Origin of the sequence: Actinotalea sp. Marseille-Q4924, from assembly GCF_916618755.1 — a bacterium.
Classification (GTDB): Bacteria; Actinomycetota; Actinomycetes; order Actinomycetales; family Cellulomonadaceae; genus Actinotalea.
On sequence record NZ_CAKAKB010000002.1, the window covers coordinates 158,737 to 181,915 of the forward strand.

At 76.4% G+C, this 23,179-nt stretch carries 18 protein-coding genes and 1 pseudogene; 10 read left to right on the plus strand and 9 right to left on the minus strand.

All coding sequences use genetic code 11. The features are described 5' to 3' along the window. Positions 1-8: 8 nt before the first annotated feature. From LG379_RS05020 to LG379_RS05050, 7 genes are all read right to left on the minus strand, one after another. A complete protein-coding gene (locus LG379_RS05020; RefSeq protein ID WP_225753500.1) occupies positions 9-863 on the minus strand; it encodes a sirohydrochlorin chelatase in 855 nt (284 codons plus the stop codon). Then, complete coding sequence (locus LG379_RS05025; RefSeq protein ID WP_225753795.1) at positions 860-1,954, minus strand: uroporphyrinogen-III synthase; 1,095 nt, start codon at positions 1,952-1,954, stop codon at positions 860-862. The genes LG379_RS05020 and LG379_RS05025 overlap by 4 nt, the downstream gene beginning before the upstream one ends. 62 nt (positions 1,955-2,016) lie before the next feature. Continuing rightward, complete coding sequence (gene cobA, locus LG379_RS05030; protein ID WP_225753501.1) at positions 2,017-3,285, minus strand: uroporphyrinogen-III C-methyltransferase; 1,269 nt, start codon at positions 3,283-3,285, stop codon at positions 2,017-2,019. Next, complete coding sequence (nirD, locus tag LG379_RS05035) at positions 3,282-3,761, minus strand: nitrite reductase small subunit NirD (protein ID WP_225753502.1); 480 nt, start codon at positions 3,759-3,761, stop codon at positions 3,282-3,284. The genes cobA and nirD overlap by 4 nt, the downstream gene beginning before the upstream one ends. Beyond that, a complete protein-coding gene (gene nirB / locus LG379_RS05040) occupies positions 3,758-6,469 on the minus strand; it encodes a nitrite reductase large subunit NirB (protein WP_225753503.1) in 2,712 nt (903 codons plus the stop codon). The genes nirD and nirB overlap by 4 nt, the downstream gene beginning before the upstream one ends. Before the next feature lie 168 nt (positions 6,470-6,637). After that, positions 6,638-7,483, minus strand: coding sequence for a maleylpyruvate isomerase N-terminal domain-containing protein (locus LG379_RS05045; protein ID WP_225753504.1), 846 nt, complete (start codon positions 7,481-7,483; stop codon positions 6,638-6,640). Further along, positions 7,480-10,968, minus strand: a complete 3,489-nt coding sequence (locus tag LG379_RS05050) for an adenylate/guanylate cyclase domain-containing protein (RefSeq protein ID WP_225753505.1) — start codon at positions 10,966-10,968, stop codon at positions 7,480-7,482. The genes LG379_RS05045 and LG379_RS05050 overlap by 4 nt, the downstream gene beginning before the upstream one ends. 106 nt (positions 10,969-11,074) lie before the next feature. On the opposite strand from LG379_RS05050, the gene LG379_RS05055 reads away from it, so the two are divergent. From LG379_RS05055 to LG379_RS05095, 10 genes and pseudogenes are all read left to right on the plus strand, one after another. Continuing rightward, on the plus strand, positions 11,075-12,058 hold the full coding sequence (locus LG379_RS05055; protein ID WP_225753506.1) for a cyclic nucleotide-binding domain-containing protein: 984 nt from the start codon (positions 11,075-11,077) through the stop codon (positions 12,056-12,058). A gap of 40 nt (positions 12,059-12,098) precedes the next feature. Beyond that, a pseudogene (locus LG379_RS17060) lies at positions 12,099-12,524 on the plus strand (glycoside hydrolase family 32 protein); the annotation flags it as partial. Further along, positions 12,464-13,405 (plus strand): glycoside hydrolase family 32 protein, encoded by a 942-nt coding sequence (locus LG379_RS05060; protein ID WP_255632887.1) that lies wholly within the window; start codon positions 12,464-12,466, stop codon positions 13,403-13,405. The pseudogene LG379_RS17060 and the gene LG379_RS05060, both read left to right, overlap by 61 nt. A gap of 220 nt (positions 13,406-13,625) precedes the next feature. Continuing rightward, positions 13,626-14,714, plus strand: coding sequence for a TerC family protein (locus LG379_RS05065; RefSeq protein WP_225753507.1), 1,089 nt, complete (start codon positions 13,626-13,628; stop codon positions 14,712-14,714). Between the two features lie 188 nt (positions 14,715-14,902). Beyond that, on the plus strand, positions 14,903-15,433 hold the full coding sequence (locus tag LG379_RS05070) for a DUF664 domain-containing protein (protein WP_225753508.1): 531 nt from the start codon (positions 14,903-14,905) through the stop codon (positions 15,431-15,433). A 134-nt stretch (positions 15,434-15,567) separates the two neighbouring features. Then, positions 15,568-16,707 (plus strand): LLM class flavin-dependent oxidoreductase, encoded by a 1,140-nt coding sequence (locus tag LG379_RS05075; RefSeq protein WP_225753509.1) that lies wholly within the window; start codon positions 15,568-15,570, stop codon positions 16,705-16,707. Then, positions 16,704-17,378, plus strand: a complete 675-nt coding sequence (locus LG379_RS05080) for an FMN reductase (RefSeq protein ID WP_225753510.1) — start codon at positions 16,704-16,706, stop codon at positions 17,376-17,378. Before LG379_RS05075 ends, LG379_RS05080 begins: the two co-directional genes overlap by 4 nt. 146 nt (positions 17,379-17,524) lie before the next feature. Beyond that, positions 17,525-18,064, plus strand: coding sequence for a hydrogenase maturation protease (locus LG379_RS05085; RefSeq protein ID WP_225753511.1), 540 nt, complete (start codon positions 17,525-17,527; stop codon positions 18,062-18,064). A gap of 136 nt (positions 18,065-18,200) precedes the next feature. Then, complete coding sequence (locus tag LG379_RS05090; RefSeq protein WP_225753512.1) at positions 18,201-18,875, plus strand: LacI family DNA-binding transcriptional regulator; 675 nt, start codon at positions 18,201-18,203, stop codon at positions 18,873-18,875. A 158-nt stretch (positions 18,876-19,033) separates the two neighbouring features. Then, positions 19,034-20,833 carry an HNH endonuclease signature motif containing protein gene (locus LG379_RS05095; protein WP_225753513.1) on the plus strand — a complete coding sequence of 600 codons (1,800 nt, stop codon included), beginning with the start codon at positions 19,034-19,036 and terminating at the stop codon, positions 20,831-20,833. Positions 20,834-20,876: 43 nt separating this feature from the next. Here LG379_RS05095 and LG379_RS05100 read toward each other — a convergent pair whose 3' ends face one another. After that, positions 20,877-21,515 carry an alpha/beta fold hydrolase gene (locus LG379_RS05100; protein ID WP_225753514.1) on the minus strand — a complete coding sequence of 213 codons (639 nt, stop codon included), beginning with the start codon at positions 21,513-21,515 and terminating at the stop codon, positions 20,877-20,879. Between the two features lie 84 nt (positions 21,516-21,599). Next, on the minus strand, positions 21,600-23,126 hold the full coding sequence (locus LG379_RS05105; RefSeq protein ID WP_225753515.1) for an aldehyde dehydrogenase: 1,527 nt from the start codon (positions 23,124-23,126) through the stop codon (positions 21,600-21,602). Between the last annotated feature and the right edge of the window lie 53 nt (positions 23,127-23,179).

Here is a 23,179-nt window from a genome sequence, read left to right on the forward strand (position 1 = left end):
GGAGACCGTCACCCCAGGGTGACGGTCTCCCGCTGCGTGTGGCCTGCGTCGTCGTCCGCCCGCACCGAGCACCCGCCCAGGACGGGGCAGCGCCGGCCGGGCAGGCACGCGCCGGCCGCCGCCGCCGCCGCGCAGTCGTAGCGGTCCAGCACCACGTCGACGAGCCGCTCGTCCGGGGCCAGCGGCGCGGTCACGACGTCGGCGCCCGCCCGCAGGACACGGTTCTGGAAGAAGCCCGGCGCGAGCAGGTAGGACGCGACGACGACGCGCCCGCCCCGCGCCCCGCGGTCCTGCCCCAGGTCGGCCCGCGCCGCGGCCACCGCCTCGGGGACGGTCGGCGTCGCCGCCGAGCCGTACCCGACGGTGACGGGCCCGTGCGGCCACAGCCGGCGCAGCGCGTCCGCGACCGCCTCGACCGCGGCCGACGAGCGGGGGTCGCTCGACCCGGCCGCGGCCAGGACGACGGCGTCGCCCGGACGGGTGCCCGCCTCGTGGAGCCGGTCGGCGAGCACGGCGACGACCCGCTCGTCCGGTCCGAGCGTCCCGGACGCGACCGCGCCGGGGACGCCCGCGACCGCGCGCGCGACGTCGACGTGCGTGTGGAAGCCGGCGGAGAGCAGCAGCGGGACGACGACGGCGCCCGCCCCGGCACCCGCGTCGCCGCCCGCGGCGCTGGTGTCCCGGTCGATGACCGCGTCCGCCACGACGTCCGCGACCTCCGGCTGCTGCACGTCGACGAACGCCTCGCGGACGTCGAGGTGCGGGCGTCGCCGCCGCACGCCGTCGAGGATCGCCGCGATCGCCGCCCGACCGGCGGCGTCGTCGGTGCCGTGCGAGCAGCCGACGAGGACCGGCCCGGTCATCCCCGCACCTCCGCGAGCTCGAGCCGGTAGCCGCGCTTGACCACCGTGCGGACGAGGTCCCGGCCGACGGCGTCCCGGAGCCGCGCCACGGCGACCTCCGCGGTGTGCGGGTCGCTGGAGTCCCCCGGCAGCACCTCCAGCACCTCGCGGCGCGTCACCACGCCGCCGGGACGCGCCGCGAGGAGGCGCAGCACGGCCAGGCCCGACGGCGACAGCGGCAGGACGTCCCCGTCGAGGACGGCCGCGCCGCGGTGGACCTGCAGCGGCCCGGCGACCGTGTCCAGCGTCGTCAGGCCGCCGAAGTGCCCGACGAGGGCACGCACGAGCGAGCCCAGTCGGCCGCGGTCGGGCACCAGCGGCTCGACGCCCCGGTCCCGCAGCGGTCTCGCGGTCACCGGTCCGACCGCTGCCGCGAGGGTGCAGCCGTGCTGCAGCCGCGCCAGGACGGCCTCACCCACCCCGGCGCGCTCGCCGGCCTCGAGCCACGCGGCGGCGCCCGGGGCGGAGGTGAACACCACGGCGTCCACCTCGCCGTCGGCGGTCGCCCGCGCCGACGCGGCGACCGCGGCCGGGTCGCGCGGCGGGCCCCACCGGTAGACGACGAGGCTGTGGACGTCGGCGCCGGCGGCGCGGAACGCCTCGTCGAGCCCGTCCGCACCGGCGCCGTGGTGCTGGACGGCGATGCGCAGCCCGCCGACGCCGTCCGCGAGCAGGGCCTCGGCGATCTCCGCGGACGTCTCGGACTCCGCGACCCAGTCCGCCCGCAGGCCGGCGGCCTGAAGGGCACCCCGCGCCTTGGGCCCGCGCGCGACGAGCCGGGCGTCGCGCAGCACGTCGAGCAGCCGGTCCGCGACGCCGTGCGCGTCGGCCGCCTCGACCCAGCCACGGAAGCCGATGCCCGTCGTGACGACGACGACGTCCGGGGGCGTGGCGAGCAGCTCCAGGGTCGCGCGCATGAGCTCGGCGTCGTCCGTGTGCGGGACCATGCTCAGCGACGGCGCGTGGCGCACGACCGCCCCGCGGCGCTCCAGGGCCGCCGACAGCTCCGCCGACCGGCGCTCGGCCGTGACGAGCACGACGCACCCCGCCATGCTCTGCGCGAGCGTGGGTGCGTCGTGCGCGGCCTCGACCGCTCCGTCCGCGGGCGCGGCGCTCACGGGCCCGCCACGACGGCCGGGTCGACGACGCCGTGGAGCGCCGTCGTGCCGCACGCGGTCCCGAGCAGACCCTCGGCGGCGACGGCGCCCATGACGACGATCGCCGGTGCGCGGACGCCGGCCGCCCGCGCCCGCTCGGCGACCGCGTGCAGGGGTGCCCGCGTGGTCCGCTGCCGGTCCGTCGTGCCGTTCTCGACGACCGCGACCGGCGTCGTCGGGTCGGCGCCGTGGGCGATCGCCTCGGCGGCCATGGACCCCAGGGCGGCGACCCCCATGAGGACGACGACGGTCGCCGAGCCGTCACGGAGGGCGGTGCGCGCCGCGTCGTCGAGCCCGTCGTGGCCGTTGACGACGTGAACGGCGGCGACCGTCCCGCGGTGCGTCAGCGGGATGCCGGCGGCGGCCGGCACCGCGAGGGCGCTGCTGATGCCGGGCACCACCTCGACGGGCACGCCCGCGCTGCGGCACGCGAGCACCTCCTCGCCGCCGCGGCCGTACACGAACGGGTCGCCGCCCTTGAGCCGGACGACCACGAGCCCGCGCCGGGCCCGGTCCACGAGGATCCGGTTGATCTCCTCCTGCGGCACGGGGTGGTGGTCCGGGCGCTTGCCGACGTCGACGACCTCGACGTCCGGGGGCAGCTCGGCGAGGACCGACCGCGGTCCGAGCCGGTCGGTGACGACCACTTCGGCCTCGGCGAGCGCACGCCGCCCGCGCAGCGTGAGCAGGTCCGTCGCGCCGGGCCCGCCGCCCACGAGCACCACGCGCCCCGCCCCGCCGCGTCGCGCCCGGCGTCGCCGCCGGAGGTCCGCGCCGCCCGACCGCAGGTGCTCCGCGAGGGCGTCCCGGACGCCGGCGGTCCGGGCCGGGTCCGGCTCCCCGCCCGAGACGACCCCGACGAGGAGGTCGCCGTGCGTCGCGGTCGCGGGGGTGCGCGCGGAGCCGCGGCGGACGTCGCCGGCCGTCACGCACCACACCTGCCGGTCGTGCGCCCACCCGGCGACGGCCTCGTCCACGGCAGGGTCTCCCGTGGCGCACTGCACGAGCCACGCACCCGCGACGTCGTCGGCGGCGACCTCGCGGGCGTCCCAGGCGACGGCGCCGCGGGACGCGAGCGAGGCCAGCTCCGGGCACAGCGCCGGGGCGACGACGCGGACGACGGCGCCGTCGACGAGCAGCGCCTGCGTGCGCCGCGCCGCCACCGGACCGCCGCCGACGACGAGCACGTCCCGGCCGGCGAGCTCGATGCCCAGCAACGTGGTCATCGCGCACCCCCCGCGGGTGCGGGACGTGCCCCGGGTGGCCCCTCGACGGGCGGGTCCGGCGTCGCGGCCACGAGCACGACGCCGTTCTCGAGCCGGACGCGCCAGGTCCGCAGGTGCCGCGGCTCGCGGCCGACCGGCTCCAGGCACCGACCGGTGCGCAGGTCGAACACCTGCTTGAGCAGCGGCGACGCGACGGTGGGCGACGCACCGCGGCTGCCCACGATGCCGCGGGACAGGACGTGCGCGTCCATGAACGGGTCGAGCTGCTGGACGGCCAGCACCTCCTCGGCGCCCGCGTCGGACGACGCCGCGGGTCCCCTGCCGAGGAGCCGGAACAGCGCGACCTGCTCGCCGGCGACGAGGGCCGCGGCCCCGCGCTCGGGCACGAGGTCGTCCAGGCGGCAGACGGCGACCCACGCGGCCGACGTGCCGACCCGGTCGGCCGGGGTCGTCATGGTCGGGCTCTCGACGGTCATGCGCGCACCTCCAGGGCGGGGCCCGCGACGAGCACGGGACCGGTGGGCACCTCGTCGGGACGGACCGCGTCGACCGGGACGGCGAGGCCGGCGGCCCGCTCCGCGGCGGTGGCCGGGCGGCGCTGACCGCGCTCCGTGACGTAGGCGAGGCTCGGGTCGGGGGTCGTCGGCGCGTTGACGAACGACGCGAACCGGCGCAGCTTCTCCGGGTCGTCGAGGGTGGCGCGCCACTCGTCCTCGTAGCGGTCCACGTGCGCGGCCATCGCGGCGTCGAGCTCGGCCGCGATGCCGAGGCTGTCCTCGAGGACGACGGCCCGCACGCCCGCCAGACCGCCCTCGACCTCCTCGATCCACGGTGCGGTGCGCTGGAGCCGGTCGGCGGTGCGGATGTAGTACATGAGGAACCGGTCGACGGTCCGCACGAGCGTCTCGGTGTCGAGGTCCTCGGCGAGGAGCTGGGCGTGTCGGGGCGTGAAGCCGCCGTTGCCGCCGACGTAGACGTTCCAGCCGTGGTCGGTGGCGATGATCCCGACGTCCTTGGCGCGCGCCTCCGCGCACTCGCGGGCGCATCCGGAGACGCCGAGCTTGAACTTGTGCGGCGCGCGCAGCCCTCGGTACCGCAGCTCGAGCGCGACGGCGAGCGACGTGGAGTCCTGCACGCCGTACCGGCACCACGTCTGCCCGACGCACGACTTCACCGTCCGCAACGACTTGCCGTACGCGTGCCCGGACTCGAACCCGGCGTCGACCAGCCGCCGCCAGATGAGCGGGAGCTGCTCGAGGCGCGCCCCGAACATGTCGACGCGCTGGCCGCCGGTGATCTTCGTGTACAGCCCGAAGTCCTTGGCGACCTGGCCGACCGTGATGAGCCCCTCGGGCGTCACCTCGCCGCCGGGCATGCGGGGGACGACCGAGTAGGTCCCGTCCTTCTGCAGGTTCGCCATGACGTGGTCGTTGGTGTCCTGCAGGGTGGCGCGGTCGCCGTCGAGGACGTGGCCGTCGTCGAGCGAGGAGAGGACCGAGGCGACGACCGGCTTGCAGATGTCGCACCCGCGCGCCCCGGCGGGCAGGCCGGGCGCGCCGTGCTGGGCGAGGATCTCGCTGAAGGTCCGCAGCCCGGTGACGCGAACGACGTCGAAGAGCTGCCGCCGCGAGAGCGCGAAGTGCTCGCACAGCGTCGTGCTCACCGTGATGCCGGCCTTCTCCAGCTCGGTGCCGACGACCTTCTTGACCAGCGGCAGGCACGAGCCGCAGGACGTGCCGGCCTTCGTGCACGCCTTGACCGCGGCCAGGTCGGTGCAGCCGCCGTCGGTGACGGCGTGCCGGATGGTGCCGGCGGTGATGTTGTTGCACGAGCAGACGGCGGCGTCGTCGGGCAGGTCGACCGAGCCGCGGCTGCGGCCGGACGCGCCCTCGGGGAGGAGGTACGTGGAAGGGTCGCCGGTGAGCTCGCGGCCGACCATGGGCCGCAGGGCCGCGTACGCCGAGGCGTCGCCCACGAGGACGCCGCCGAGGAGCGTCCGGGCGTCGTCGGAGAGGACGAGCTTGGTGTAGACGCCGGCCACCGGGTCGGAGTGGACGAGCTCGAGCGCGCCGGGGGTGGTGCCGAACGCGTCACCGAAGCTCGCGACGTCCACGCCGGCGAGCTTGAGCTTCGTCGCCGTGTCGGCGCCGGGGAACTCGGCGGCGCCGCCGAGGAGCCGGTCCACGACCACCTCGGCCATCGCGTACCCCGGCGCCACGAGGCCGATGCAGCCCCCGTCGATGCACGCCACCTCGCCGGCGGCCCAGACGTGCGGGTCGGGCGTCCGGCACGCCGCGTCGACGACGACGCCGCCGCGCGGCCCGACGGGCAGGCCGGCCGCGCGGGCCAGCTCGTCGCGCGGCTGGACGCCCGCCGCGACGACGACGACGTCGACGTCCAGGCGCCCGCCGTCGGCGAAGTCGAGCCGGCCGACCGTGCCGCGCCGGTTCGCGCGGAGGCGGGTGGTGGCCGTGTCGACCCGCACCGCGACGCCGAGGGACTGGATGAGCCGCCGCAGCGCCTCCCCGCCGCCGAGGTCGACCTGCGCGGACATGAGGTGCGTGCCGAACTGGATGACCGTCGACTGCGCGCCGAGGGCCTGCAGCGCCCCGGCGGCCTCGAGCCCGAGCAGCCCGCCACCGATGACGGCGCCGCGCACGGGGCGGTCCCAGCGGGACGCCTGCTCCTCGACCCACCCGCGCAGGGCGGCGACGTCGTCGATGGTGCGGTAGACGAAGACCCCCGGCAGGTCGGTGCCCTCGATCGGCGGGACGAACGCCCGGGAACCGGTGGCGAGGACGAGCTCGTCGTAGGCCCAGGTGCGGCCGTCGGCGAGGGTGACGACCCGGGCGGCCCGGTCGACCGCGGTGACGGTCGCGTCGCGGACGAGCGTGACGAGCGGGTCGCTCCACAGCGCCGGGTCGCCGAGCGAGAGGTCCTCCGGGTCGCGCCCGGAGAAGTAGGAGGTGAGCGCGACGCGGTCGTAGGGGGCGCGGGGCTCCTCGGCGAGCACGGTGACGTGCCAGGCGCCGCCGGCGTCGCGGTCCCGCAGCGCCTCGACGAGCCGCTGGGCGACCATGCCGCCGCCGACGACGACGAGGCGGGGTGCGTCGCGCGCAGGTGTCGGGCCGGCGTCGGGGTCGCGGGCGGGTTCGGCGTCGGGGACGTGCGGCTCGGGTGACATGCGCGCTCCTCGTGCTGGCCGGTCCGGCACCCCCTGCTGCGGGGCCAGGACGCCGACGGTAGGCAGCGCATGTTTCCCCGGGCGTCGCCGTCGTGTTTCCTGCGGGAAACACCTCACGCACAGGCGGGCCCGGGCCGGTGTGAGCCGCCGGGCCGCGGGAGCGCGGGCTCAGGGGCCCGGCACGTGCTCCTTGAGGGCGTACCCGAGGGCCGTGTCGCCCTCGACGAGGAGCCGCGACGCCGCGACCGGCACCCGTCCGAGCACCACGCGCAGGACGGTGGAGTCGTCGCCGCGCAGGGTCACCGAGGGACCGTCGGACCGATGCGGCGCGTCGTCCGGCCCGGGCCGCCGCAGCGGGTCCACCGGGTGCCAGGTCGTCCCGTCATAGGTGCCGCCGAGCACGACGGCGTCCCCGACCAGCCGGATGCTGGTGCCGTGCGGCACGGGGGTGCCGAGCGAGGCGAGCACGGGCCAGAAGTGCTGCACGAACCGTGCGCACGGCGCGACGGCGCGCGGGTCGAGCGGTGGTTCGGCCCCGTCGGGCGTGAGCGCCGCGCGCAGGTCGTCGGCGTGCACCGTCGCCTCCATGACGAAGGTGTCGAGTGCCACCGGGAGCGGGACGTCCCCGTAGGGCATCGGCAGCACGGGCGACGCCCCCCGTGCCACGGCGGCCGCGACCGTGTCGAAGGCGGCCGCGAGCTCCGCCCGGCTGCGGTGCCACGCGAGGTCGAGCGGGTGGCCCGTGAGCCCGTCGGTCGCGCGTCCCGCGGCCCGCACGCCGTGCCGCTGCGCCTCGCCCACCACCGCCAGGCGCAGCGCCTCGGCCTCCATGCTCATGCCCCACGCCGTGTGGCGGACGAGGTCCTCCACGGACCAGCCGGCGAGCCGGGTCGCCGTCGCCGGTGCGGTGCGCCCGGCGCTCGTCACCGCGACGGCGAACGCGTCCCACGCGGTGAGGGACAGCTCCTTGGCGCCTGTCACCGTCAGACCCGTCCCCGCCGGTCCGCCGCTCATCCGACCTCCTCCACCAGGTTCCCGAGCCCCTCGTCGGCGCCGTCGCTGGCCACCCCGTGCGCGGCCTCTGCCGCACCCAGGACCCGCAGAGCCTCCGCCATGCCCAGCCTCGCGGCGTCCGCCTGCGCCCGCACGACGACGCCGCGGGCCTCCTCGTCGCGCCCCGCGCGCTGCAGCGCGGTCGCCAGCCAGGTGCGGGACCAGACCGCCGCCGCGGGCGCCGGCAGGGCGTCGTCCTCGGCCACGGCCCGGGTGAGCAGGGCCGTCGCGGCCGCCACGTCGCCGGTCGCCAGGTGGCACAGCGCGAGCGGCGCGGTCGCGGACCCCAGGCAGACCGCGCCGGCGCCGAGGACGACCCGGTGGCCGTCCCAGGGCTCGAGCGCGTCGCGGAGACGAGCGGCCGCCGCGGCGTCGTCGAGGAGGAAGGCAGCCTGCGCCAGGTAGCTGAGCACCGCCGACCGCGACAGGTCGTGCGGCACCTGGCTGAGCTGCTCGTCGTGCACGTCGAGGTGGACCTGCGCCTCGGCGCGCCGTCCGAGACGGGCCAGCGCCAGTGCCGGCCCGAACGCCCAGCGGACGGGGGCCTCGGCGCGCCGCGTCGCCAGCACGGGCAGCAGGTCCTCCAGGCCGCCGGTGTCCAGTGCCAGCTGGAGGCGCTGGACCGTCCAGACCAGCTCCGCGGACGCGTACCGCGCGCGGTGGGCCTCCGTCCGGAACGTCTCGGCGAGGGCGGCCGCCTCGGCGAAGCGCGCGTCGAGGAGCGCGCGCATCCCGCGCCACATCGGCGGGTACCACCGGTGCAGCGGGCGGGCGAGGAGCTCGACCGTCCCCGTGGCGACGGCGAGCACGGCGTCGGCGCCGGCGAGGTCGCCGGACTCGATGAGGTCGAGCAGGTGCAGGCGTGCGACGTCGAGCCGCAGCTCGAGGTCCTCGGGCCCGACGTCGGGGGCGTCGGCGCCCCCCACGGCCTCGAAGGCGCGCCGTCCGTCGCGGAGGCGCTCGGCGAGCTGGTCCGGGGCGTCCTGGGTGATGCGCAGGGCGAGCAGGGCGCGGGCGAGCGGCGCGTGGGGCAGGCCGGCCGTACCGCCGTCGGCCGCCGAGCGGTGCGGCAGGCGGTCGACCAGCTCGACGGCCCGGCGGCAGGCCTCCTGGGCGCCGCGGGTGTCGCCGGTGAAGTGCAGCGCCCGTCCGAGCAGCGAGAGCACCTGGCTGCGGCCGACCGCGTCGTCCGCAGGGACCAGCCGCTCGGCCGCGCGCAGCAGCTGGACGGAGCGGTCGTCGCGCGGCAGCCGGCTGGCGAAGATCGTCTCCTCGTACCCGACGGCGGCGGTGACGAGACCGGCGTCGTCGTCGCGGGCCAGGGCCTGCTCCGCGCCGGCCCCGAACGCCTCCAGGGCGAGGGCGAGGTCCCCGGAGCGGCGCAGCGCCTCGGCGAGGTCCAGGCGGCGGGTCAGCCGCTCGGCGCCCGTGCCGGCGGGCAGCGCGAGCGCGTGCGCCAGCAGCGACGCGGCCCGCTGGGGAGCGCTGACCATCGACGCCGCGGCGGCGCTCGCGAGCAGGGCCGCCGCGTCCCGCGCGAGGTCCACCGCCGTCGTGCCGTCGTCGAGCCCGGCGCTCGTGGCGGGCAGGACGTCGTGGGCGAGTGCGAGGTGGGTGCCGGCGAGCTCGGTGCCCAGCGCCGTGGGCAGCCCCTGGATCCAGCGGGCGAAGCGGACGTGGAGCTCCGCCCGGCGGTGCCGGCCGATCGAGCCGTACGCGGTGTCCCGGAGCAGCGCGTGGCGGTAGGTGTACGACGCGGCGCCGACGGCGTGCTCGTGCGGGCCCACGAGGAGGCCCACCCGGGTGAGCTCGTCGAGGGGCCGGGTCGCGTCCGCCACCCCGAGTGCGGGCAGGGCGCCGACGGGGAACGTCGTCCCCGGCACCGAGCCGTGCTCGACGACGGCGCGCACCGGGTCGGGCAGGGCGTCGAGCTGGCCCTGGTAGATCGCCTGCACGGTCGTCGGCAGGGCGGGGGCGCCGGCGGCGTCACCGGTGAAGCGCCACCCGCCGGGGTCGGTGCGGCGCAGCAGACCCGTCTGGATCCACGAGCGCACGAGCTCCTCGACGAAGAGCGGGTTCCCGCCCGACGCCACGACCACCGCGTCGAGCAGCCCCTCGGGCAGGACCCCGGGGCCCAGGTAGGCCACGACGAGCTCGCGGGCGGCCTGCGCCGCGAGGGGCTCGAGCGCGAGGACGGCGACGTGCGGGGAGCCGGCCAGCGCGTCCGCGCCGAGCGGCCCCGGCCGGGCGGTGAGGACGACCCGGCGGCGCGACCCGACGGCGGGGTGCTCGAGCGCGTGGTGGAGGAACGCCTTGAGGTCGGCACCGGCGAGGTGGAGGTCCTCCACCACCCAGACGGCGTGCGGGGCGGCGGCGTCGAGCGCGGACGTCCAGGCCTCGTAGAGCTCGGCCGGTGTCGCGTCGAGGGGGTCGCCGTCGACGACCGCCCGGACGAGCTCGGCGACCCGGCGGGCGTGGGCCGGGTCCTCCTCGGTGAGCGCCGCGGTGAAGGCGTCCGCCACCCGGGCGGCGTCGTCGGGGTGGTCGGCGCCGCCGGTCGCCCTCGATGCCGTCCATGCCGCGAGCAGCAGGTCCGCGACCACGTCGTACCCGCGACCCGGGGCCAGGCCCACACGGACCGTCCAGCAGGGCCGGCCCTGCGCCTGGAGCCGCTCGGCGAGCTCGGTGACCAGGCGCGTCTTGCCCGTCCCGGGTGGTGCGAGCACGAGCGCGGCGCGGGCGTCGCCGGCCGGGTCGCCGCCGGCCGGCTCGAGGAGGTCCAGGAGGCGGGCCATCTCGTCCTCGCGGCCGAGGAGCGGCGCCGTCAGCCCGTGCCGGCGCAGGCCGTGCCTGTGGGAGCCCAGCCGGCGGCCGTCCTGCCGGTGGGCGCCCTGCCGGTCGGCCCCGGCGAGCCAGGTCGGGACCGGCGCGGCCTTGCCCTTGAGGTGCCGCTCGCCGGCCGGGACGAGCTCGACGTCGTCCTCGACCGCCAGCGCCGTGTGCGGGCCGACGAGGACCTGACCGGGCTCCGCGCCGGCCTGGAGCCGCGCGGCCGTGTTGACGGTGTCGCCGGTGACGCGCCAGCCGGCGCCCAGCCGCGTCACGACGACGACGCCCGTGTCCACGCCGACCCGGACGCTGAGCGCGCCCGCCATGCCGAGCTCCTGGCCGAGCCGGTCGACAGCCTCGACGAGGCCGCGCCCCGCGCGTACGGCCCGCAAGGCGTCGTCGTCGGCGGCCCGGGTCGTGCCGAAGGTGGCCATGACCGCGTCGCCGATGAACTTCTCCACGAGGCCGCCCTCGGCCGCCACCGCCTGCTCGGCGAGCGAGAAGTACGCCTCCTGGACGCGCGCGACGTCCTCCGGGTCGAGGCGCTCGGACAGGCCGGTGAAGTCCGCGAGGTCGGCGAACAGGACCGTGACGACGCGCCGGTCGACGGAGGGCACGTCGGGAGGCTAGACCTCTGCGCGCCGTACTAGCGTGCGCCGTGAGGGTGGTTCGGCCGGAATCACCCCCTGGCCTGCGGGGGCGACGGTGCCGTCGATCACGTCCGTGTCCTGGATCCCGTCCGAGCTCGTCACGGGCGTGCTCCGCGTGCCCTTCGACCTCGGCCTGACCCACTACGACGACCCGCCGCCGGACCGGATCGCGCCGGGGGACCTGGCGACGCTGCGCCGCGCCGGACGGTTCCGGTTCGTGAACCGCGTCGAGGCGTCCGCGCGCGTCGAGGACGGTCGCGTCGTCGGCGTGGACCTCGGCGAGGACTGCGGCGGGACGATCGGGCTGACCAACCTCCTCGGGGGCGCGGTGCGCTTCCCGGCGGTCGCCATGCCGGACCTGCGGACGGTCGAGGTGGCCGACGACGGCGCGCGCGCGGTCGTGCGGCAGACGGCGGGCGGGCGGGCGCCGTTGCCGGCGCCGCGGCTGGTCAACGGGCGGCCACGCCTCGTCGCGCCGCTGGTCTGGACGACCCTGGAGCTGGAGCTCCGAGCGGACGGCACGTCCGCGGCGTCCGTGACCGGTGCGAGCGCGTTCCCGCGGCACTGGGTCTACGACGACGAGGGCGCGCTCGTGGAGAAGGTGGCCACGACCGGCTTCGACGCGTGGCTGCACACGATGGAGGCGACGGCGACGCCCTGGCGCGGCCAGGACGCGTCCGCCGTCGTCACGCCCGTCGAGACCGAGCTCGAGCGGCGGCTGTCCCGCCAGGTCATGGGCGAGCTCAAGGCGCAGCGGCGCGTGCGCAGCCTCGAGGCCGGTGAGGAGCTGTTCCGGCAGGGCGACGCCGGCTCGGACGTCGCGCTGCTGCTGGACGGCGTCGTCGAGGTGGTGCGTGACGGCCGGTTCCTCGTCGAGATCGGGCCCGGCGCGGTGCTGGGGGAGCGGGCGCTGCTGGAGGGCGCCCGGACGGCGACGGTGCGGGCGGTGACGCCGCTGACGGTCGCGCTCGTGGACGGCAGCACGCTCGCCCGCGAGGACCTCGAGGTGCTGGTCACGGGGCACCGCCGGGAGGACGAGGCGCCCGAGGGTCGGTGAGCACCGCGGGACGAGCCGCCGTGTCGGCGAGACTGGCGCGATGAGCCCGTCGTCCGTGCGCCCCCTCGTCCACCTCGCCCCGCGTGCCGGCTGGGTCAACGACCCGCTGGGGCTGACATGGCACGACGGGCGCTACCACCTGTTCTTCCAGCACGTGCCCGACAGCACCGACTGGCAGCTGCACTGCCACTGGGGGCACGCCACGAGCGACGACCTCCTGCACTGGGACGAGCACGAGCCGGTGCTCCTGCCGGGCGACGGCGACGACGGGGTGTGGTCCGGCAGCATCGCCGTCCCGCAGGACGGCGGCCCGGCCGCGCTGTTCTACACGAGCGTGTCCCAGGAGGCCGGGCTGGGCATCGGCCGCAACCGCGTGGCGCGGCCGGTGGACGACACGTGGTCGCGGTGGGAGAAGGGGCCGGTGGTGGCCGACCTGCCGCCGGAGTTCGCCCCGGAGGACGTCGAGGCGTACCGCGACCGTGGGTCGTCCGCGAGGGCGACGCGTGGTGGATGGTCGTCGGCGGCGGGCTGCGGGACGAGCGCGGGGGGACGGCCACCGCGTGGGTGTACCGCTCGACGGACCTGGAGGCGTGGGCCTACCACGGGCTCCTCACGACCCGGCACACCACCCAGACGGACGGGGAGTGGAGCGGCCCGGCCTGGGAGTGCCCCCAGCTGTTCCCCCTCGACGGGCGGTGGGTGCTCACCCTCTCCGCGTGGGAGCCGGACCACCCGCACCACGCGGTCTACGCGGTCGGGGACTTCACCGACGGCCGGTTCACCGCGCAGCGGTGGTCCCGGCTGACGTTCGGCCCGTCGTACTACGCCGGGTCGGCGTTCGCCGACCGGGAGGGTCGCCGCGGGCTGATCCACTGGATGCGGCAGGTCGCCGGCGACGGCTGGGCCGGCGCGCACAGCGTCCCGCACCTGCTCCGGCTGGAGGGCGACGCCGTGGTCTGCGAGCCGCACCCGGCGGTCGCCGCCGCACGCACCGGTGCGCTCGGAGAGGCGACGGACGGGCACGACGTCGCGGCGCCGTCGTCGGCGGTGGACGTCGAGTGGGACGCGGGTGAGCGGTCGGCGCTGCGGGTCGCGGCGGACGACGACCGCGACGCGGTCGTCCCGGTCGTCGTGCTGGAGGCCGACGGCGGGCTGCTCGTGGCGCGCCTGGGCGACGAGCGGTGGGAGATGCCGCGGGGCACCGGCCCGGTGCGCGTGGTCGTCGACGGGCCGACGTGCGAGGTGTTCACCACGGCGGGCGTCATGGGCCTCGCCGTCGCCGCCGGCCCGGCGCTGCGGGTCGCGGTGGAGGGCGACGGCGGGGCGCGGGTGTTCGGCCTCTCCTGAGAGCAACGGCGCCTCGCCGGGCTGCGCGCGTTGACGGTAAACCTGAAATCTGTTTCACTACTCCGGTTGCAGCCATGAGCTGCGCTGGAGGGGAGTATCCCGCCGCGCGGACGTCGTCACCACAGCCCGTCGGATGCGGGCTCGGCGCCGCGGGCCGCCTGGGTCCTGTCGGGACCGGGAGGTCGGGAGAGACCTCCGGTCATCGACCGGAAGGGTCCTTGTGGACGTCTCCCTGTGGGTCTGGTTCGCCGTGCTCGGCGCCATCCTCGTCATGCTCGCCGTCGACCTCGTCGCGCACCGGCAGGCGCACGTCATCGCGGTACGCGAGGCCGCGATCTGGTCGGCCGTCTGGGTCGCCCTCGGTGTGGCGTTCGGCGCGATCGTCTGGCAGGTCTGGGGTTCCGAGGCCGGCCAGCAGTACTTCGCCGGCTACCTGATCGAGAAGTCGCTCGCCGTCGACAACGTCTTCGTCTGGGCGATCATCTTCACCTACTTCGCGGTGCCGAGGGAGTACCAGCACCGCGTCCTGTTCCTCGGCGTGCTGGGCGCCCTGGTCTTCCGCGGCGCGTTCATCGCGGCGGGGTCAGTGCTCATCGCGAGCTTCGGCTGGATCCTCTACCTGTTCGCCGCGTTCCTGCTGTGGACCGGCTACCGGATGATCCGGCAGCGCAACGAGCACCTCGACCCCGAGAAGTCGCGTGCGCTGCGGCTCTTCCGCCGCTGGGTGCCCATGACCGACGCGTACCACGGGCAGCGCTTCCTCGTCCGCAAGGCGGGTGTCGTCGTCGCCACGCCGCTGCTCGCGGTGCTCGTGCTCGTCGAGGTGACGGACATCGTCTTCGCCGTCGACTCGATCCCGGCGATCTTCGCGGTGACGAGCGAGCCCTTCCTCGTCTTCACCGCCAACGCCTTCGCGATCCTCGGCCTGCGGGCGATGTACTTCCTGCTCGCGGACCTCATCCACCGGTTCGTGTACCTGAAGATCGGCCTGGCGCTGGTCCTCATCTGGGTCGGCATCAAGATGATGCTCAAGATCGACCTCTTCTACATCCCGACGACGGTGTCCCTGGCCGTCGTGGCCACGATCATCGGCGTCTCGATCGTCGCGAGCCTGCGGGCGACGCGGGGTCAGGGCCGCAAGGCCCTCGAGGCGCCGACGACGCCCCCGTTCCGGCTGGCGACGGAGGAGGAGATGGCTGCGGTGGAGCCGGTGTGGCGGCGCCGGGGCCGCGAGACCGACCGCGGTCGGGACGACGACGCCGCCGGCGGCGGCGGCGCGGGGCGCGTACCGGTCCGCTCGAGCAGCTGACCCGACGCGACGGGGAGGGCCCCGCGGACCTGGTGGTCCGCGGGGCCCGGTCGTGTCCGGCGGAGGTGCCAGCCGGGATGGGCCTGTCTGATCCGCCTGGTTGGCCTGCCCGCCGGGCCGGGAGCGCCGTCGTCGACGTAGCGTGGGCGGTGCCGAGTGCAGCGGCCCGACGGCGGAGGAGAGGTGCGATGGAGGTCTCCGACGTCCTGGTGGACGCGTTCGGCCGGGTGAACGAGGTGGTCCACGGCGTCCTCGCCGACGTCGACGAAGCCCTGCTCACGACGACGCCCGGTGGCACGGACGGCACCGTGAACTCGGTGGCCTGGCTCGTGTGGCACCTCACGCGCGTCCAGGACGACCACGTCGCCGACGCGTTCGGTGGCGAGCAGGTGTGGGTCGCGGGCGGGTGGGCGCAGCGGCTCGGGCTGCCGCTGCCCGTGGCCGACACGGGGTACGGGCACGGCCCCGAGGAGGTGGCGGCCGTCGTCGCCCCGGTTGCGCTGCTGCTGGGCTACCACGACGCGGTGCACGCCCAGACGCTGCGGCACCTGCGCGGCGTCGACGCCGCGGCGCTCGACCGCGTCGTCGACCGGGCGTGGGACCCGCCCGTGACGCTGGGCGTCCGTCTCGTCAGCGTGGTCGCCGACGACCTGCAGCACGCCGGCCAGGCGGCGTACGTCCGAGGTCTGCTGGAGCAGGGGTACGCCGGCCCCGAGTGAGCGGCTCGACAGGGGAGCGCCCCCAGGGCGCGCTGCGGCGTCGTCGTCGGCCCGGCGGAATATCGCGGAGGGCTGGCGCCTTCACACCGTCAGATGGTTGAATGTTGTACCAACGGAGCGACGGGAGTGCCCTCATGCAGTTCGGAGTCTTCTCGGTCGGCGACATCACGCGCGACCCCACCACCGGCCGGATCCCGACCGAGCACGAGCGCATCCAGGCGATGGTCGCCATCGCGAGGAAGACGGAGGAGGTCGGCCTCGACGTCTTCGCGTCCGGGCAGCACCACAACCCGCCCTTCGTGACCTCGGCGCCGACGACGCTCCTGGCGTACGTCGCTGCGCAGACCGAGCGGATCGTCCTGAGCACGGCCACGACGCTCATCACGACGACGGACCCCGTGCGCATCGCCGAGGACTACGCGATGCTCCAGCACCTGTCCGGCGGGCGCGTCGACCTCATGATGGGCCGCGGCAACACCGGGCCCGTGTACCCGTGGTTCGGCCAGGACATCCGCAACGGCGTCCCGCTGGCCGTCGAGAACTACGCGTTGCTGCACCGGCTGTGGCGCGAGGACGTCGTCAGCTGGGAGGGCCGGTTCCGGACCCCGCTGCAGTCCTTCACCTCCACGCCGCGGCCGCTGGACGGCGTGGCGCCGTTCGTGTGGCACGGGTCGATCCGCACCCCCGAGATCGCCGAGCAGGCCGCCTACTACGGCGACGGCTTCTTCCACAACAACATCTTCTGGCCCATCCACCACACCCGGCAGATGGTCCGGCTGTACCGCCAGCGCTTCGAGCACTACGGGCACGGCAGCGCCGACCAGGCGATCGTCGGGCTGGGCGGCCAGGTGTTCATGCGGCCGAACAGCCAGGACGCGGTGCGCGAGTTCCGGCCCTACTTCGACGTCGCGCCGGTGTACGGCCACGGGCCGTCGCTGGAGGAGTTCACCGAGATGACGCCGCTGACCGTGGGCAGCCCGCAGCAGGTCATCGACCGGTACGCGGCCATGCGCGACGAGGTCGGGGACTACCAGCGCCAGCTCTTCCTCATCGACCACGCCGGCCTGCCGCTGGAGGTCGTCCTCGAGCAGATCGAGATCCTCGGCACCGAGGTCGTGCCGGTGCTGCGTCGCGAGCTGGCCGTCGGCCGTCCGGCGCACGTCCCTGACGCACCGACGCACGCGTCGCTCGTCGCGGAGGCGGGCGGCCCGCGGGACGTCACGGTGTACGCCGTCGACGGCGTCACCGGTCGCCGGGCGGAGGCCGTCGCGTGAGCATCGCGGGCGAGGTCCGGACGCTCGCGGTCGTCTCCGGCGGTCTGCGGCAGCCGTCGACGACGCGCCTGCTCGCCGACCGCCTCTCCGAGGCGACCGTGCGAGCGCTCGGTGAGCAGGGGATCACGACGCGGGTCGAGCTCGTGGAGCTGCGGGAGCACGCGCACGACCTGACCAACATGCTGCTCACCGGGTTCGCGGTGCCGAAGCTGCAGGAGGCCCTGGACGCCGTCGTCGGGGCGGACGGCCTCATCGCCGTCAGCCCGATCTTCAGCGGCTCGTACAACGGGCTGTTCAAGACCTTCTTCGACGTCATGGAGGCCGGGTCGCTGGCCGGGATGCCGACGCTGCTGGGCGCGACCGCCGGGACCGCCCGGCACTCGCTGGCGCTGGACCACGCCCTGCGTCCGCTGTTCGTCTACCACCGCGCCGTCGTCGTGCCCACGGGCGTGTTCGGCGCGACGGAGGACTTCGGGGCGTCGTCGGGCGCCTCGGGTGGCGCGGGCGCCTCCACTGCTCGAGCCGACGACGGCACGCCCGCCGTCGCCGTGCGGGTCGACCGGGCGGCGCGTGAGCTGGCGCCGCTGATGGCGGCGCGGACGCCCCGCGAGCACCGCGACCCGTTCGCCGACCCGACCCCGTTCGAGCGGTTGCTGGCCGGCGGCGCCTGACGCGCACCCGGTGCGTCCGTGCTGCGCATCGGCCCTTGGTCCCTGGTGAGCGCTCGGGCGCCGGTGGACGGTGGGGTCGGCAGCACGGACGCGCCGGCCTGGGCGCACCGGCACACACGGTCAGGGGCGCACATGGGACAGCGGACGTGAGCCGGCTCGTCATCGGGCTCGGGTGCCGGGGGTGCGGGGACGACGGCGTAGGACCCGCCGTCGCCGGCGCGGTGGAGGAGCTGCGGCTCCCCGGCGTCCACGTGGCGGCCGTGGAGGACCCGGCCGGCCTCGTGCCGCTGTGGGGGACGGCGGACGTCGCCGTCGTCGTCGACGCCATCGCCGCCGGCGGGCCACCGGGGTCGATCACCGTGCTCGACCTCACCGACGGTGCCCTGAGCGGGGTCGGTCCCGGGGTGCCGGACGGTGCCTGGATGCGCGGCGGCGTCGGTCGGTACGCGTTCGGGCTCGCGGCTGCGGTGCAGCTGGGGCGGGCCCTGCACCGGCTGCCGGGACGGCTGGTGCTCGTCGGCGTCGAGGGCACCGCCTTCGCACGTCGGGAGGGCCTCAGCGCCGCCGTCGCGGCCGCCGTCGGGCCGGCGGCGCGAGCCGTCGCGGGCCTCGTCTCGCTGCAGACGGCCCTGCAGACCGCCGGCAGTGGCGGCGGCCTGCGGCCGGAGCACCTCGAAGGGTGGTGAGGCGCCGTCCAGGCGCCGCCGTCTGCCATCGGCAGGCCCGTCGTGCCGCGCACCTCCGGGATGCCGGGGGAGCGGTCCTGTGGTTCCGTTCTGTGACCCGGGCGACCGGCGCAGTGGAGGCGGTGCGGAGGTGGGCGTGGGGGCGACGGAGCGAGCGGAGCCACGGCTCCGGCCCGCCCGGCTCGTCGGCGCGACCTCCCGGCCCACGGTCAAGGACGTCGCGGCGCTCGCGGGTGTCTCACGGTCGGCGGCGTCGCGGGCGCTGAGCGGGACGGGGTACGTCGGTCAGGAGTCCCGGCGGCGCGTCCTGGAGGCCGCGGCCGAGCTGGGCTACGTGCCGCACATGAGCGCGCGGTACCTCAAGGACCGGGTGAGCCGGTGCGTCGGCGTGCTCACCCTGGACGTCCGGCGGCCCGAGGACGCCGCCGTCGTCGCGGGGGTGTGTGCCGCCGCGCGCGAGAGCGGGCTCGCCACGATGGTCGCGGACCTCGCCGGGCGGCCGCTCGACGCCCTGGAGGCGCTGCGTGACTTCGTCGCGTTCGGCGTCGCGGGCTCGGTGCTGTGCCCCGTCTCGGTCGAGCCCGTCGCCTACCTGTCGGGGTACGCCGTACCGGTCGTCGAGGTCGGGCGTCAGTTCGCGCCGGGCCGCTGCGACGCCGTCGTCGCCGGTGGGGAGCGCCGCGCGACGGGCCTGCTGGTGGACCCGGACGAGGCGGTCGCCATGGGGCGGGAGGCGGTGGCGCTGCTCCTGCGACGGTTCGAGGAGCCCGCGCGGCCGGTCGAGGTGGTCGGGATGGGCGCTGGGGCATGAGGGTCTGACGGTTCGGGGAAGTCGAGCCTGTCGTGAGTGGGGCGGGCCCGCGGCGGGAGCGCCACGGCCCGCGGGGCCGCGCCCCTCAGGTCGCTGGGCGCTACGTCGGATCGGTGGATCCCTGCTCCGTGTCGGTGCCGGGGCCTAGAGTCGAACACATGTTCGACAGCGGGGGGCGCGGGCGCCGGGCGGCGCATGACGGCGGCGTGCCCGAGTGGGCGTTCTCGGGCTCGGTCCGGCTCGCCGCAGCCGCTGACCGATCCGGTGCGGCCGAGGTCGGTCGCGTGGGCCGTGACCTTGCGGGGCTCCGCGGCGGGCCGCTGCTCGTCCGCGCCCTGGCGGACCTCCTGGGGGTCGTGCCCACCCGGTCAGGGTCATCATCGAGATCGACCGAGCGTGCCGCGACGGACGGAACCATCGGCGGCGCGGCCGGTCCGGACAGGGAAGCGATGGGGAGCCGGACGCGCCGAGGCGAGGCGGACCGCCTGGACGAGGCGGCCTGGCTGGACGAGGCCGACCGGCTGGACGAGGCGGTCCGCCTGGGGGAGCCGGACTGGACGCGCCTGGACGAGGTCGACGCCGGCTCGCTGGTCGAGGTCGTCGCGGCCTTCGAGCGGGTGGCCTCCTGGGCCCGCGCGGGTGCCGCGCGTGCAGCGGCCCTGCTGACGGAGCGACCCGAGGTCCGGCCGCAGTGGCCGGCTGCCGCGGGCGTCGTCGCCGAGCAGTGCACCGCGTCCACCGACCTGTCCCTCCGGCTGGGGGTGACCCGTCATGCTGCCCGCACCCTCTACGAGGTAGGGAGGGCGCTCAGCGGACCGCTGCAGGACACCGGCGCCGCCCTGGAGGCCGGCGACATCGACTGGGAGAAGGCCTGCTCCCTGGCCGAGCTCCTCCGGGATGCTCCGCTGCCCGTCGCGGTCGACGTCCAGGCGGCGGTCCTGCCGCTGGCGGGGGCGCTGACCCGCCCCCAGCTCGCACGGGCCGCTCAGCGGGCGCTGCAGCGCGCCGACCACCGCGACGCCGCGGAGCGACATGCCCGGGCGCGCGCCCGTCGGCGGGTGGGCCGTCCGCGCGTGCTGCCCGACGGCATGGCGGCCATGACGGCGATCCTCCCGGCGGAGGCTGCCGTCCGGCTCGATGCGTGCCTGCAGGCGGCTGCCGTCTCCGCCCGGCGCGACGGCGACGGGCGGACGACCGACCAGCTGCGCGCGGATGCGCTGGACACGCTGGCGCGTGCCGCCTGGGGCGCGGGATGGATCGGTGCTCCGCCCCTGAGCGACGTTCCCGCGACCGAGGCGCCTCCGACCGACGTGCCCGAGGCGCGCGCGGGCGCCACCGCCGGTGCGCACCGATCCGCGATCCCGTGGTCCGGTGGTGTCGGAGCGCCGATGCGTCTGGCGCAGAACGCCGGCCGCGGCACCCTCATCTCGGTGACCGTGGGCTTCGGCACCCTGCTCGGGCTCGACGACCGTCCGGGTGAGCTGGCCGGGTACGGCCCCATCGGTGCGGACGTCGCGCGCATGCTCGCCACGGAGGGCACGTGGCGGAGGCTGGTGGTCGACGAACCCACCGGCGCGTTGCTCGACGTCGACCGGCGGAGGTACCGCCCACCGGCCGGGATCGTCGACCATGTCCGCCTGCGGAACAGGACCTGTGTGTTCCCGACGTGCTCGGTCCCCGCCGCCTCGTGCCAGATCGACCACACCGTGCCGTTCCCGCACGGGCCGACCGCGGCCGACAACCTCGGTCCGCTCTGCACGAGCCACCACCAGATGAAGACCCATGCGGGGTACCACCTGGAGCAGCCGCGCCCCGGATCCTTCGTGGTGCGCACCGCGATGGGCCACGTCTACCTCCAGGAGCCGGAGCGGCAGGTCGGCGTGCCCGCTCCGGACGACGCGTCGCCCTGCTGGGACGACGACCCGACCGGCGATGAGGGCGGGGAGCCGCCGTTCTGACTGGCTGTGCCCCTTGAGGGGGCGACCGTCGGCCCCGTCGGCACTACCGGCGGCGTTCGACCCCTGCGAGCCACGATGCGATGCCTGCCATGACGCCAGGGTCGGCGACCAGGTCGGAGTGGCCCAGGTCCGGGAACTCCACCAGGTCGGCGCCGTAGTGCTGCGCCACCTGTCGCCCTCGCGGCGGTCCGCTCCGGCCCGCCACCACGAGCAGGGGGCAGGTGACCGAGGGGACCGAGATGCCCCGCTTCCGCTCGTCGAAGGCGAGCAGGGACTCCGGGCGGTGCCGCGTTCCGGGTGCCACCGGGCCGTACGCGGACTCGGCGTCGTAGGTGCCCGAGCGCAGGGCCCGACGGGGATCTCCACCCGTCAGCTCCACGGGCAGGCTGGGCTCGATGACGACCAAGGCGGCCACCATCGTGGACCGCTGCGCGGCCATCAGCGCCACCAGACCACCCATGCTCCAGCCGCAGACGACGGAAGGGCGGTCAGCGACCTCGCCGAGCACGCGGTCGACGTAGTCGCTCATCCGGGCCTGCGCGACGTCGAGTCCCTCCTGCAGGTCCGGGACGCGCACGTCGTAGCCGGGGAAGGCGCCCGGCCAGCCGTCGAACACCCATGGCCCGCTGGTCGCCCCGTGGACCAGGACGAGCCGCTCACGCTCACCCCGTGACTCGGTCATCGAGCTCCTCCGGTCGTCGGCAGATCCGTCGCCGTCCAGCCTGCCCCCGCCGGCTCACCGGTCAGGGACGGCGACTGAGCGACCTCAGGGCCGCCGGGGCTCCGGTGCAGCCTCGAGGTGGACCGCCTTCAGGACGGTCATCGCGGCCAGGAGGTCGGGGCCGTACCCCGCGCCCGCCCCGCTGTCGCGCCGCGGGTCGGCCGAGCCGCCCGGGGCCCCACCGAACACGGCGTTGACCTTCACGGTGCCGACCTCCAGCTCGTCGGCCGCCCGCAGGGCCCGGCCCATGTCCGGCGTGAGGACCGTCGCGGCGAGCCCGTACCGACCCGACCCGGCGAGGGCGAGCCCCTCGTCGAACGTCGACACGCGCCGCACCGCCGCCACGGGACCGAACGTCTCCTCGGTCATGAGCTGGACGTCGTCCGGGCAGCCGTCCAGGACGGTCGGCGGGTACCAGGCCCCCTCGCGAGGGAGCGGCTCGCCGCCCGTCACGCACCGCGCACCCGCGGCGACCGCCTTGCGGACGTGCCGGTCGACCACGGCGAGCTGCTCGTCGTCGACCATCGGCCCCAGGTCGCTGGCGTCGTCCGACGGGTCGGCCACGGTCATGGCCTCCGCGATCCGCACGAGCTCCGCCACGACGGCGTCGGCGACCTCCTCGTGGACGTACACGCGCTCCACCGAGGTGCACAGCTGCCCGGAGTTCGTGAACGCCCCGATCGCGATCTGCTCCGCCGCCCACCGTGCGTCGACGCCTCGGTCGACCAGGATCGGGTCCTTGCCCCCGTTCTCCAGGAGCACCCGGCCGCCCCGGGCGCCGGCGGTCGCGGCGATCCGCCGCCCGGTCGCCGAGGAGCCGACCTGCGCCACGAGCGCCACCCGCTCGTCCGCGACCAGCGCCGCACCGGTCTCGCCGTCCCCGTTGACCACGTCGAGCACTCCGGCCGGCAGGGCCTCGGCGATGATCCGCGCCATCCGCCACCCCGGCACCGCGCTGCGCTCGGACGGCTTGTGCACCACGGTGTTGCCCGTCACCAGTGCCGCCGCGATGAGCCCGGCCGCCGCCGGGAACGGGTCGTTCCAGGGTGTCACGACCGCGACCACGCCGTGCGGCTCCCGCCGCACCACGTCCACCGCCGACGACGCCCCGGCCAGCGTCCGACCCGTCGCACCCAGACCCGTGGTCGCCGCCTCCTCCAGCAGGGACGCGGCGACCTGCGCCGACTCCACCGACTGCCGCAGCAGGCGTCCGGTGGTCGCCGTCAGGGACGCGCCGAGCTCCGGCGCGGCCTCGGCCACCGCCGCGGCCGCCGCCTTGAGCGCTGCCGCGCGCTCGGCCGGCGGGGTGCGCCGCCACGCCGCACGCGCCTCCCACGCCGCCGTCACCGCGCGGTCCACCTCGTCGGCCGTGGCCGCGACGACGACGGCGCCCGCGCTGCCGTCGCGCGGGTCGCGACGGTCCACGGTCCGCTCGCCCGCCGCGACGACGGCGTGCCCGCCGATCCAGTGCTCTGCCAGCCGCTCGGTGCCCCCGCCGGCAGGGTGGTCCGCCATCGAGCTGTCCCGCGCGGTGTCCACGGCGCCGTGCGGCGTGCTGCTCGTCTGCGTCATCGGGAGCGTCTCCTTCGTGCGGGCCGCGGGGACGGCCCTCGGTGGTGTCGGTG

Coding starts and splice junctions, on each gene's coding strand:
- LG379_RS05045 (WP_225753504.1), bottom strand. CDS start 7,483: ATGAGCGGCGGACCGGCGGGGACGGGTCTGACGGTGACAGGCGCCAAG.
- LG379_RS05020 (WP_225753500.1), bottom strand. CDS start 863: ATGACCGGGCCGGTCCTCGTCGGCTGCTCGCACGGCACCGACGACGCC.
- LG379_RS05070 (WP_225753508.1), top strand. CDS start 14,903: ATGGAGGTCTCCGACGTCCTGGTGGACGCGTTCGGCCGGGTGAACGAG.
- nirD (WP_225753502.1), bottom strand. CDS start 3,761: ATGACCGTCGAGAGCCCGACCATGACGACCCCGGCCGACCGGGTCGGC.
- LG379_RS05075 (WP_225753509.1), top strand. CDS start 15,568: ATGCAGTTCGGAGTCTTCTCGGTCGGCGACATCACGCGCGACCCCACC.
- LG379_RS05100 (WP_225753514.1), bottom strand. CDS start 21,515: ATGACCGAGTCACGGGGTGAGCGTGAGCGGCTCGTCCTGGTCCACGGG.
- nirB (WP_225753503.1), bottom strand. CDS start 6,469: ATGTCACCCGAGCCGCACGTCCCCGACGCCGAACCCGCCCGCGACCCC.
- LG379_RS05105 (WP_225753515.1), bottom strand. CDS start 23,126: ATGACGCAGACGAGCAGCACGCCGCACGGCGCCGTGGACACCGCGCGG.
- LG379_RS05025 (WP_225753795.1), bottom strand. CDS start 1,954: ATGGCGGGGTGCGTCGTGCTCGTCACGGCCGAGCGCCGGTCGGCGGAG.
- cobA (WP_225753501.1), bottom strand. CDS start 3,285: ATGACCACGTTGCTGGGCATCGAGCTCGCCGGCCGGGACGTGCTCGTC.
- LG379_RS05095 (WP_225753513.1), top strand. CDS start 19,034: ATGTTCGACAGCGGGGGGCGCGGGCGCCGGGCGGCGCATGACGGCGGC.